14 protein-coding genes and 1 tRNA gene are annotated in these 11335 nt (G+C 62.6%); 10 read left to right on the top strand and 5 right to left on the bottom strand.

Going from position 1 to position 11335, the window contains the following annotated elements; genetic code table 11:
• Both groEL and groES read right to left on the bottom strand, forming a co-directional pair.
• Positions 1-970: chaperonin GroEL (gene groEL / locus BGN91_RS05930; RefSeq protein ID WP_292611387.1), on the bottom strand; the 970-nt coding region annotated here is incomplete at its 3' end.
• Between the two features lie 146 nt (positions 971-1116).
• Positions 1117-1434, bottom strand: coding sequence for a co-chaperone GroES (gene groES / locus BGN91_RS05925; protein ID WP_292611386.1), 318 nt, complete (start codon positions 1432-1434; stop codon positions 1117-1119).
• 420 nt (positions 1435-1854) lie between these two features.
• On the opposite strand from groES, the gene BGN91_RS05920 reads away from it, so the two are divergent.
• The 5 genes from BGN91_RS05920 (at position 1855) to BGN91_RS05900 (ending at position 5207) form a co-directional block, all read left to right on the top strand.
• Positions 1855-2154 (top strand): usg protein, encoded by a 300-nt coding sequence (locus BGN91_RS05920; RefSeq protein ID WP_292611385.1) that lies wholly within the window; start codon positions 1855-1857, stop codon positions 2152-2154.
• A 163-nt stretch (positions 2155-2317) separates the two neighbouring features.
• Positions 2318-3058, top strand: coding sequence for a molybdopterin-binding protein (locus tag BGN91_RS05915; RefSeq protein ID WP_292611384.1), 741 nt, complete (start codon positions 2318-2320; stop codon positions 3056-3058).
• A gap of 131 nt (positions 3059-3189) precedes the next feature.
• Positions 3190-3690 (top strand): xanthine phosphoribosyltransferase, encoded by a 501-nt coding sequence (gene gpt, locus BGN91_RS05910; RefSeq protein WP_292611382.1) that lies wholly within the window; start codon positions 3190-3192, stop codon positions 3688-3690.
• 147 nt (positions 3691-3837) lie between these two features.
• Positions 3838-4485, top strand: a complete 648-nt coding sequence (locus tag BGN91_RS05905; protein ID WP_292611380.1) for a hypothetical protein — start codon at positions 3838-3840, stop codon at positions 4483-4485.
• 116 nt (positions 4486-4601) lie between these two features.
• Complete coding sequence (locus BGN91_RS05900) at positions 4602-5207, top strand: 2-hydroxychromene-2-carboxylate isomerase (protein ID WP_292611378.1); 606 nt, start codon at positions 4602-4604, stop codon at positions 5205-5207.
• A 48-nt stretch (positions 5208-5255) separates the two neighbouring features.
• Here the strand turns inward: BGN91_RS05900 and BGN91_RS05895 are convergent, their stop codons facing one another.
• On the bottom strand, positions 5256-5648 hold the full coding sequence (locus tag BGN91_RS05895) for a hypothetical protein (protein ID WP_292611376.1): 393 nt from the start codon (positions 5646-5648) through the stop codon (positions 5256-5258).
• Positions 5649-5873: 225 nt separating this feature from the next.
• Between BGN91_RS05895 and BGN91_RS05890 the strand changes: the two genes are divergently transcribed.
• The 3 genes from BGN91_RS05890 (at position 5874) to BGN91_RS05880 (ending at position 7867) form a co-directional block, all read left to right on the top strand.
• Positions 5874-5962, top strand: a tRNA-Leu gene (locus BGN91_RS05890).
• 19 nt (positions 5963-5981) lie between these two features.
• Positions 5982-7238, top strand: a complete 1257-nt coding sequence (locus tag BGN91_RS05885; RefSeq protein WP_292611374.1) for an aminopeptidase — start codon at positions 5982-5984, stop codon at positions 7236-7238.
• 182 nt (positions 7239-7420) lie between these two features.
• Entirely contained in the window at positions 7421-7867 is a 447-nt protein-coding gene (locus tag BGN91_RS05880) for a twin-arginine translocation pathway signal (protein WP_292611372.1), read from the top strand.
• A 24-nt stretch (positions 7868-7891) separates the two neighbouring features.
• On the opposite strand, the gene BGN91_RS05875 is transcribed toward BGN91_RS05880, so the two are convergent.
• Positions 7892-9115: an FAD-dependent monooxygenase gene (locus BGN91_RS05875; protein WP_292611371.1), complete on the bottom strand. Its 1224-nt coding sequence runs from the start codon at positions 9113-9115 to the stop codon at positions 7892-7894.
• Positions 9116-9122: 7 nt separating this feature from the next.
• Positions 9123-9368, bottom strand: coding sequence for a zinc-finger domain-containing protein (locus BGN91_RS05870; protein ID WP_292611370.1), 246 nt, complete (start codon positions 9366-9368; stop codon positions 9123-9125).
• Positions 9369-9615: 247 nt separating this feature from the next.
• Between BGN91_RS05870 and BGN91_RS05865 the strand changes: the two genes are divergently transcribed.
• A complete protein-coding gene (locus BGN91_RS05865) occupies positions 9616-10740 on the top strand; it encodes a hypothetical protein (RefSeq protein ID WP_292611368.1) in 1125 nt (374 codons plus the stop codon).
• Positions 10741-10799: 59 nt separating this feature from the next.
• Positions 10800-11335: alpha/beta fold hydrolase (locus BGN91_RS05860; RefSeq protein ID WP_292611367.1), on the top strand; the 536-nt coding region annotated here is incomplete at its 3' end.

The following is an 11335-nucleotide window of genomic DNA, read 5'->3' as shown; positions in this document are numbered from 1 at the left end:
TCACCTTCTTGGCGCGGCCGAGCATCTGCAGCGTGACGTTCTCGAGCTTGATGCCAAGGTCTTCGCTGATCGCCTGACCGCCGGTCAGGATGGCGATGTCCTGCAGCATGGCCTTGCGACGATCGCCGAAGCCCGGCGCCTTGACGGCGGCAACCTTGAGTCCGCCGCGCAGGCGGTTGACCACGAGCGTCGCCAGCGCCTCGCCTTCGACGTCTTCTGCGACGATCACCAGCGGCTTGCCGGTCTGCACCACGGCTTCCAGCAGCGGCAGCAGCTCGTTCAGCGACGACAGTTTCTTCTCGTTGATCAGGATATAGGCGTCGTCCATCTCGACGCGCATCTTTTCGGCATTGGTGACGAAGTAGGGCGAGATATAGCCGCGGTCGAACTGCATGCCCTCGACGACGTCGAGTTCGGTCTCGAGCGACTTGGCTTCTTCGACCGTGATGACGCCCTCGTTGCCGACCTTCTTCATGGCGTCGGCGAGGAACTTGCCGATTTCGGAATCGCCGTTGGCGGAGATGGTGCCGACCTGCGCGATTTCTTCGTTCGAGGTGACCTTCTTGGAATTGCGGCCCAGGTCGGCGACCACGGCTTCGACGGCAAGGTCGATGCCGCGCTTCAGGTCCATCGGGTTCATGCCGGCGGCGACCGACTTGGCGCCTTCCTTCACGATCGCCTGGGCCAGAACCGTGGCGGTGGTGGTGCCGTCGCCGGCCGCATCGGCGGACTTGGAGGCGACTTCGCGCACCATCTGCGCGCCCATGTTCTCGAACTTGTCGTCGAGCTCGATCTCCTTGGCGACGGTGACGCCGTCCTTGGTGATGCGGGGCGCGCCGAACGACTTGTCGAGCACGACATTCCGGCCCTTGGGGCCAAGCGTAACCTTCACCGCATTGGCGAGGATGTCGACGCCGCGCAGCATCCTGTCGCGGGCTTCGACGCCGAATTTGACATCTTTGGCTGACATTGGTTGATCCTCAAATTTGATTTCGACGCCATGGCCGGGCTCGTCCCGGCCATCCACGTCTGTTTGCATGGATGGGAGCGAAGGCGCGGATCAGCGGGCGCAGACTTGCGAAACCCTGTCTGCGTCCCGGTGATGACGATCGCCGGTTACGCGGCCTTCTTCTTGGCCGGGGCGGCGTCGGTGAGAACGCCCATGATGTCGGACTCCTTCATAATGAGAAGGTCCTGGCCGTCGATCTTGACCTCGGTGCCCGACCACTTGCCGAACAGCACCCTGTCGCCGACCTTGATATCGACCGGGATCAGCTTGCCGGTCTCGTCGCGGCCTCCGGGACCGACGGCGACGACCTCGCCCTGCGACGGCTTCTCTTTAGCCGTATCCGGAATGATGATGCCGCCAGCGGTCTTCTCTTCGGCGTCGATGCGTTTGACCACGACGCGGTCGTGAAGCGGACGGAATTTCATACGGTCCTCCTAAGTTTATGAAGATAGATGATATTTCTGAATTTTTGGCAGTCGCGGCCAACGAGTGCCAAGGCGACCGGTCAGGACATAAGCCGTCGCGAAGATACGGGCAAGGGCAGAAGGCAGATTTTTTAGGAACTCCAAGAAAGCGACTTGCCGCCGGTCGATCGATCTCCCGCACCCTGACCCCTGATTATGTTAGCAGACGCGGTAAGGCGCTGCCAGAACTGAATTATTTAACACTCTATTGAATTTTTAGGCTTGTGATTAGCGTGTCGTGCGTCACTATTTTCTCGGACCGCAATAGGGCGGCGCCGTCAGGGCGTTGGTCCAGAATGTGGGCTCATCGGGGGGCTGGAGCGTTATTGCAGAAATCGGTCGCCAGCTTTTGCGATAGCGCTGCCTCCAAGGAGGTTTGGCATGGTCTCGAAAGGTGAAGTGCAATCCGGCGGAGTTTCGGACGACTTCCGCAAGCAAGTAGCGGGCTACGGATTGACGACGGCAGAAATCCTGTATCGCCGCCCGGACCGGCAGTGGCTGCTGCAAAGCTACGTCTGGCAAAACTACGACCTGTTTCCGAAATTCCCGGCGCTGTGCGACTTCCTCGCCTTTTGGGAAAGGCAACTTGAAGGACCGCTGGTCTCGGTGACGGTCGCCCATTCGAGGCTGATCAAGCCTGCGGAGCTGCGTGCGGTGGACGGCGTGTTCCGCCTGCATTGAGCGATGCCGCTGTGACAGGGCGTTGTCGGCGGTTATGCGATGAGATGCGCGCCGATCGCCGGAAGCGTCGCGTTTTTTCGTGCAATCGAGATATATGTCGCCGTCTTGACGCTGGAGCAGCCGCGCGTCATGTCATGATCGCTGCTGACGGCAAGGAGAGGTCATGGGTGACATCATCACCGCGGGCGTTCTGGTGATCGGCGATGAAATCCTGTCCGGGCGGACCAAGGACAAGAATATCGGCTTTATCGCCGAATACCTGACGAATATCGGAATCGACCTCAAGGAAGCTCGCATCGTTGCCGACGATGAAGCCGATATCGTCGCCGCGCTGAACGCACTTCGCAGCCGGTACACCTATGTCTTCACCACCGGCGGCATCGGTCCCACGCATGACGACATTACCGCCGACAGCGTCGGAAAGGCGTTTGGCGTCAGCGTCGATTATCACCCCGAGGTGGTGGCGCGGTTCAAGGAGCGCTACAAGAACCCCGGCGAATTGAACGAGGCGCGATTGCGCATGGCGCGCATTCCCGAGGGCGCCGAGCTTATTCAGAGCGCGACCATTCTTGCGCCCGGTTTCAGGATCGGCAACGTCATCGTCATGGCGGGCGTGCCTTCGATCATGCAGGCGATGATGGATATCGTCGCGCCGACGCTGCAGGCCGGCGAGCGGATGCTGTCGGAATCGGTGCGCGGCAATTGCCGCGAAGGCGATATCGGCACGCCGCTCCGCGCGATCGCCGAGGCGCATCCGGACACCACCATCGGCAGCTATCCGTTCCTCGACGAGAACGGCCAGCCGAACACGAGCCTTGTGGTGCGCTCGCGCGATCAGGCCAAGCTGACGGCGGCGATGAATGCCGTGAACGCGATGCTGGCGGGACTCAAGGCGACGCAGTAGACTATCCCTATTCCTGTATTTTCGGATGCGCATTCTCCTGCGCGGCTCCGGAATCCGAAGACTATGATCGAAACAGATTGCGGTTCACTCGTGCAAAGCGCCCGTGTTCCGGAACGACGACAAGGACTCACGTGATTCAGACCCCCGACAAGGCTTTTCCGGTGTCCTGGGATCAGTTTCACCGCGACTGCCGGGCGTTGACCTGGCGGCTGAATGAGACAGGACCGTTTCATGCGGTGGTCGCGATCACGCGGGGCGGCCTTGTGCCTGCCGCGATCGTGGCGCGCGAACTCGGCGTCCGCGTCATCGATACCGTCTGTATCGCGAGCTATGATCACACCAACCAGAGCAAGCTGACGGTGCTGAAGGGTATTTCCGATGCGACCGCGCAACTCGGTGGCGGCACCGGCAAGGGGCTCCTGATTGTGGACGACCTCGTCGACACCGGCGCGACCGCGCGGGTGGTGCGCGCCATGATGCCGAATGCGCATTTCGCCACCGTCTACGCCAAGCCGCTCGGCAAGCCGCTGGTCGATACCTTCATCACCGAAGTCTCGCAGGACACCTGGATTTACTTTCCGTGGGATCTCGGCCTCGCTTTTGCTCCGCCGCTGCGCGACGGCGCGGCGTGATTTTTGGACCAACCCTTGATCGTCATTCCGGGGCGCGAGTAAAACGAGCGAACCCGGAATCCATAGTCCCCGCCGTGGTTATGGATTCCGGACAGCCGCTTCGCGGCTTCCGGAATGACGAGAAGGATAGTTGCGAGGCACCACGCAATGCATCCTCTGCAAAACCGCGTCACGCCTACGGGCAATATCGTCGCGGTGCCGCAGCGTGGCGCTTTCACCGGCAATCGTGGCATCATTCATGATCCAGCGACGCGGACGCTTTTGAAACGTCGCTGGACCACGAAGGCCTGGATCGTCTGCGTCTGCGACTTCCGTGGCCGTCGCCGCGACGTGATGGCGACGCGGAGCTGGACAGAACTGTTCTTTCTCGACGAGGCGACCGCGCTCGCGGCAGGGCACCGTCCGTGTTTCTATTGTCGGCGCGCGGATGCCAACGCATTTCGTCTGGCGTGGGAGAGCGGCAATCGACACGGCAATGCGCACGCGCCAGAGATCGACTCGGTGCTTCATCGGGAACGGCTCGACGGCCGCGCAAAGCGGCTGCACTCGCTGCCGATGCCGCTCGACGAATTGCCCGACGGGGCGATGGTGCGGACGGGTGGCGAGAACTACCTGATCGCTGGCGGACGCCCCTTGTTGTGGACCTTCGACGGTTATCGCGAAGCGAGCTTGCCGCTCGCCGGTGCGCGGCTGATCACGCCGCCATCCACGGTGCGCGCGTTGCAGGCTGGTTATCGCGTAACGCTGCATGAGAGTATGGCGAGTTCGGTTCCACCACAGAATAAAGATATGTGAGCTTTCGACGTGGTGATGCCGGGTTCGTGTTGCCATCCACGTCCGTCTGGAGCAACAGTTGACAAGACACGGACGACCGGGCCAATCCGATCACACGAAACAGAGGAAGCTCGCTTATGATCGAATTCTTTTTCGATTGCTCCAGTCCCTGGACGTATCTCGCCTTTCATAACATCCAGCCGCTGGCGAAAGAGTTCGGCGAAAAAATCTCGTGGCGGCCGATTCTGGTCGGCGGGATATTCAATTCCATCAATCCGAGCGTTTATGCCTCGCGGGAGCATCCCGTACCGGCGAAGGTCCGCTACATGCATAAAGATCTGGCGGATTGGGCGCGGCTGGCGGGACTTACGATCAAGATGCCGCCGACTGTATTTCCCGTGAACAGCGTCAAGGCGATGCGCGGCTGTCTCTGGCTCGGCAACGATGCGATGGTTCCGTTCGCGACGTCGGTGTTCGAAGCCTATTGGCGCGACGACAAGGACATTTCCCGCGAGCCGGTGCTCGCCGAGATCTGCAAATCGCTCGAGATCGATCCGGAAAAACTTCTCACCGGCATCGGCGATGAAGGCATCAAGAACGAACTCAAGGCAAATACCGACGAGGCGATCGCGCGCGGCGCATTCGGGTCGCCGACGATCTTTCTGAACAAGACCGATATGTATTTCGGCAATGACCGCCTGCCTTTGATCCGCGAGGCGTTGCAACGGAAGAAGGCCGCATGACGCCCGCGCGCCGTTTGTCGCGAACGGATATTCCGCGAACGCGCGTTGCTAGACCCTCCTTGGATTGAGAAAAGCGCGGGCGCGCGCAATCAATTCGAGCTGTTCGGAGTTGTCCGTTCGCATTGCCGCGATCAGTTCGATCATCTTCTCGGCTTCCTTCAGCCTGGTTTCAGCAGCAATGCGACGCCTGCCTTCGCGGCCGAGTTGCTCGCCGATCGAGCGGTGGGATTGATCCAGCGCATCCCATTCCACGGCGGCGTCGCTGAGCGCCCTGGATTGCGCCTCGATAAGGTCCGCGGCCGCCGCGCAAGCCTTCGCGGCATCCTTCACGACGACGCCGTGCCAAAGTTCGGTGAGATTGCGCTGGTAGCCGTCACTGAGCATTTCGGCGTCCTGCCGCAACCTCTCGATCAGCGCGTCCACATCCTCGCTCGATGGCATCGTCGTCTCCTGCATCTCAAACCCGCCGCGAAACTACTTCGACAATCGTCAATGCGACAGGCGGCATCAACTGCTTGCTTCGTCTATCCGTCAGGCCTCCGGCAGAAAAGTCGCCGCGCGCTCCCCGCGTTATCTCCAGAGAGAACGGGAGATGAACGCAATTCGCCAAAGACGAGGGCGCATTGCCATTGCATTTCGGCTCTAAGTGTTTGAAAAGAAAAGCGCGCGGGCATGGCGGAATCGGTAGACGCAAGGGACTTAAAATCCCTCGGCTCGCAGGAGCTGTGCCGGTTCGAGTCCGGCTGCCCGCACCACTTGTCCAGGATAAGTTCGATGACCCAGCACCAGCGCAATATTGTCACGCCGATCGATCCGGTGAAGCTGGACCGTCTGGCCGAAGTCGCGGTCAAGGTCGGCCTGCAGCTCGCAAGGGGGCAGGACCTCCTGATCACCGCGCCTACCGTCGCGCTGCCGCTGGTGCGGCGGATTTCCGAGCATGCCTACAAGGCCGGCGCGGGACTGGTGACGCCGTTCTTCTCCGATGAAGAGATCACGCTGTCGCGCTACAGGTTCGGACCGGATGCGGGTTTCGATCGGGCCGCCGGATGGCTCTATGAGGGTATGGCGAAGGCGTTTGGCGCCAACACCGCGCGGCTCGCCGTCGTCGGCGACAATCCGATGCTGCTGTCGGGCGAGGACGGTGCGAAAGTCGCGCGCGCCAACAAGGCGAACTCGATAGCCTATCAGCCGGCGCTCGAGAAAATCGTCGGCTTCGATGTCAACTGGAACATCGTCGCCTATCCCGGCGCGGCGTGGGCGAAACTGATGTTCCCCGACGATGGCGAGAGCGAAGCGGTGGGGAAACTCGCGGACGCTATTTTTTCCGCCTCGCGCGTCGACAATGATGATCCGATAGCGAACTGGACCGCGCACAACGCTGCTTTGCGCCAGCGCACCGACTGGCTCAACGGTCAGCGCTTTCATGCCCTGCATTATTCCGGGCCCGGCACCGATCTCACGGTCGGCCTGGCCGACGGCCACGAATGGGTCGGAGGCGCGTCCACGGCGAAAAACGGTATTGTCTGCAATCCGAACATTCCGACCGAGGAGGTGTTCACGACGCCGCACGCATTGCGCGTCGAGGGTCACGTGCGCAGCACCAAGCCGCTATCCTATCAGGGCACGCTGATCGACGATATCGCGGTGCGCTTCGAGAAGGGCCGCATCGTCGAGGCGAAGGCGTCGCGCGGCGCCGACGTGCTGAACAAGGTGCTGGATACGGATGAGGGCGCGCGCCGGCTCGGCGAGGTTGCGCTGGTGCCGCATTCCTCGCCGATCTCCAAGAGCGGGCTGTTGTTCTACAACACGCTGTTCGACGAGAATGCGGCCTGCCACATCGCGCTCGGCCAGTGCTACTCGAAGTGCTTCGTCGATGGCGGCAGGCTGTCGCCGGAGCAGATTGCGGCGCAAGGCGGCAACAAGAGCTTCATTCACATCGACTGGATGATCGGATCGGGTGAAACCGATATCGACGGCATCGCCAGCGACGGCAGTCGTATTCCCGTCTTCCGCAAAGGGGAATGGGCGTAAGCCGCCAGCACCTGGCCGCGTGGCCTCAATGCGGTCACGAGCCGGTGCTCTACGCAGCTTCGATCGCGCTTAGCGTAACTCGATGACATGCTGAACAGGGGACCATGTCGGACCGCATCGCCAAAAGCCGCCGTTCGGGGTTGCCAGATCACGGCGATTTTGGATCGAGCCGACCCAAAATCATGAACGTGATCTGTTCCAATATCCTCGAGCGGGATGCGGGCGGAAAGCCGCACCACGCTTTTACTCATCCCGCTCTCACCACCGCAATTGCGCTGGTGATCGCGGGCAGCGGTCTTGGCGGCTGCGCCAACCTCGGCGATGGCGCGATGTCGGGTGCGTTCGTCGATCCCGCGAAATACGAGCTCTACGACTGCAAGCAGCTCGACGAGCAGCGCAAATCCTTGGCGGCCCGCACGGCTGAGTTGCAGCAGCTGATCGACAAGGCCCATACCGGGGCCGCTGGCGCGGTCGTTGCCGAGGTGGCGTATCGCAACGACTACATTACCACGCGCGCATCCGCCAAGCTTGCCGATGAGGAATGGCAGCGGAACAAGTGTCATGAGGAGGCCGCAACAGCGGCCCCTGCGGCTGGCAGTCCGGGCACCGCACCTCGGCGGAGACGTTGATCTCAGGCGAATCTGCGGCGGCGGTCATGCGCCCGCGTCCTTCAAGTCAGGCCGCCAATTGTAGATCCAGTCCTGACGCGCCAGCATGCGCTGCGGTCCGATCGCCTTGATGACGAGATCTCGCGCCAGCGCGGCGGCTCCCGCGAGATGGCTGATCCGCCCGTTTCGCTCCGCAAGCGCCTGCACGCGTGCGACGCGCGCGCGGCGCAGGCCCGTGTAACGCGCAAGCGCAGCCGCGGCGCCGGCATTTTCGTTTGCGGCCTCGCCGAGACATTGAGCGAGCACGGCGGCATCTTCGATCGCCATGCCCGCACCTTGCGCCGCAAACGGCAGCATCGCATGGGCGGCATCCCCGAGGAGAGCCATTGCATCGCGGTGCCACGCGGCCATCGGCGGGATCGTAAACAACGCCCACTTGCGCCAGCCATCTGCGGCTACCGCGCCGATCATCGTGCGCGCCGGCTCAGACCAGCGCGCTTGCGCGAACCGGTGCTTGATGTCAGCGGCGTCGCCGGGGGCGCTCCAGCCAGGCTGATTCCATATATCCGGCATCACCGCGACGATGTTGATCTGCCTTCCGCCTGAGATCGGATAGGATACGAGGTGCGCGTGCGGTCCCATCCAGAGCCGCACGTATTGCGCGGTCCTGTCGTGCGGCAATTGAGACGCCTCGACAGTGCCGCGCCATGCGATCAGGCCGGAAAATTGCGGGCTCGTATCCGGAAACAGACGGGTGCGAAGCGTCGACCACACGCCGTCTGCGCCGATCAGCGCCCATGCGGTCTTGGCGCGATCTGTGCCGCCGCCCAAACTCACGGTGACGCCGTCGGCATGGGAAGTCGCGTCTTCCACCGCAGTGCCGAGGCGCAATTCGATATCTGGATGATTGCGAACCTGCTCCAGCAGCGCCGCCTGCAAGCCGCCGCGATGCATCACCCAATAGGGCGCGCCTGCGCGCAACGTGGCCGCCTCGCCGAGCGGCAGGCGGCAGATCTCGCCGCCGTGCCGCGCGCTCATGATGCTGACGGCCTCGGGCACCAGCGCGCGTGCGGATAGCCGCGGGTGCAGACCAAGGCCGATCAGAATGCGGGTCGCGTTCGGCGAGAGTTGCAGGCCCGCGCCGATTTCTTCGAGGCGCTCGGCTGTCTCGATGATGAGGACGCGGAAGCCCTTGGCGGCCAGGGCAAGCGATGCCGTCAGACCTCCGATTCCGGCACCGGCGATAACGACCGTGCGTGACGGGGTCACAGGCAGTTCAGGCCACCTTGTCTCTCACCACGCACTCCGGAGGGCGGGCCTGTCCGGCGCCGAGATCGGGTGCGAAGCGATACAGCGTCGAACAATACGGGCAGATGATTTCGCTGTCGTTGCCGAGATCGAGAAAGACGTGCGGATGATCGAACGGTGGATTGGCTCCGACGCACATGAATTCCCGCGAGCCGATATGGATAACGGCCACGCCTGCATCGTTATGGAAGTGTGGGACTACGTGATCAGACATGCTTTCCACCTTGGGTCGCTGCGCGGCATTCGACGCGCCGGACACGCAACGACATCGCGCGGCACCATACTGGCCGGCGGCTTCGATTCCTAGCTCGCCGGAAACGGATTTGGAAAAATTCGCGGGTCATTTATCCATACAAATTCGACATAATCCTGTCGTTGGGAGAAGCCCTTCTTTCGTCGGGGAAGTTGTGATTGAAAACCGGCACACCACCTTTTAAGGCCGATTTTACGGGATTTCGATGATGCGATGGCGAATTGGCGGCGCGATGACGGGAGCGGCGATGTGTGCAGCGGCCTTCGCCCTGCTGTGGCCGCATGCCAGGGACGCCGGCGCCGTGCTGATCGCGCAGGACGATCCCGCCCGCCTTTCCGATCTTCGTCTCGATTCCGCATTCCGGAACGATCCGGCGCTGGCGACGGAAAACATCGAGGCCGCGCTTTCGGCGCAAGATCCCGATCTCGCGAACAGCCTTGTCGATCTCGCGGCGGCGAGAGGACTATCGACGCCTGACGAACTATCTCAACGCGTCGCCACAGCCGTGAGAGAAGAAAATTCTACCGGACATATCGCCAAGAGATTTTTCATCGGGCTGCTCACCGGCAACGCGGATGACGGCGCGAGCCTCTCGGGCACTGTCGCCGGCGATCTGAGCGCATTCGGGGATGTCCGGGACCTCATGCGCGAGGGCAAGCATCTGGCAACGGGCGAGGATGCCGACCGGCTTCTGCTCGGGCTTGCCGCCACGGGTCTCGTTGTGACGGCGGCCACCTTCGTGTCGGTCGGCGGCGCCGCTCCGGTCCGCGCCGGCCTCACACTGGTCAAGGATGCTCGTAAGGCAGGACGGCTCGGCGAGGGGCTGAGCCGGTGGGCAGGCCGTTCGGCGCGCGAAATCGTCGATATGCGAAAACTGAAAAACGCGGTCGCGGCGGGGACGCTGGCGCGGCCCCGCCAGACCGCCGTCGCGCTCAAGGCGGCGATCCGCGCCGAGAAGGTCGGCGGATTGGTGCGCCTCGCCAAGGATGTCGGCCGCATCGGCGAGAAGTCCGGGACGCGGGGCGCGCTCGATACGCTGCGGATCGCGGAAGGCCCGAAAGATGTCGCGCGTGCTGCCCGGCTCGCCGAAACCAAGGGCGGCCAGACTCGCGCGATCGTCAAGATCCTGGGACGCGGCGCGCTGTTGCTCACCGCCGGCGCGTTCAATCTCGCGATGTGGGTGTTGAGCGCGGTGCTCGCGCTGTTCGGCTTCCTGTCGTCGATCAAGGCAACGACCGAGCGCCTGACGTTATCGTGGCTGCAACGTTCAAAAGCCAGGCGCTTGCGTCGGCAGCTTGCCGCGCAGTCTGCCGGCGGCGGCGCGCCGGCATAAAACGTTTCATCGGTCGTTTGCCGACCATCCCGTTTCCATCCCATTCACGGACCTGGCTGATGCTGAGCTTTCATCACGGCGACGTGGAAATTGCCTATCTCGACGAAGGCGAGGGCGATCCCGTGGTCCTCGTGCACGGCTTCGCATCGAGCAAGAACGTGAACTGGGTGTATCCGGCCTGGGTGTCGGAGTTGCGCAAGAACGGCTTCAGGGCGATCGCGTTCGACAATCGCGGTCACGGCGACTCCAGCAAGCTCTACGATCCGGAAGACTACCATATCGGCACGATGACGAGCGACATCACCGCGCTGATGGATCACCTCGGCATCGCGCGTGCCGACATCATGGGATATTCGCTCGGTGCACGGATGACGGGAATTCTGGCGCAGACCCGGCCTGAGCGGGTGCGGTCAGCGATTTTCGGCGGTCTGGGAATCGGCCTGATCGAGGGCGGCGGCCCCGGCGAAAGCGTCGCCAAAGCGCTGGAGGCGCCGTCGCTCGACGAGGTGACCGATCCGTTCGGCCGCACGTTCCGCGTGTTCGCCGATCAGACCCGCTCCGATCGTCGGGCGCTGGCGGCGTGTTTGCGCGGATC

The sequence above is a fragment of the Nitrobacter sp. 62-13 genome (assembly GCF_001896955.1).
In the GTDB taxonomy this organism is placed as follows: Bacteria; Pseudomonadota; Alphaproteobacteria; order Rhizobiales; family Xanthobacteraceae; genus Nitrobacter.
The sequence above is the reverse complement of the archived record's forward strand: the minus strand, read 5'-3'. Positions and strand labels throughout refer to the sequence as shown.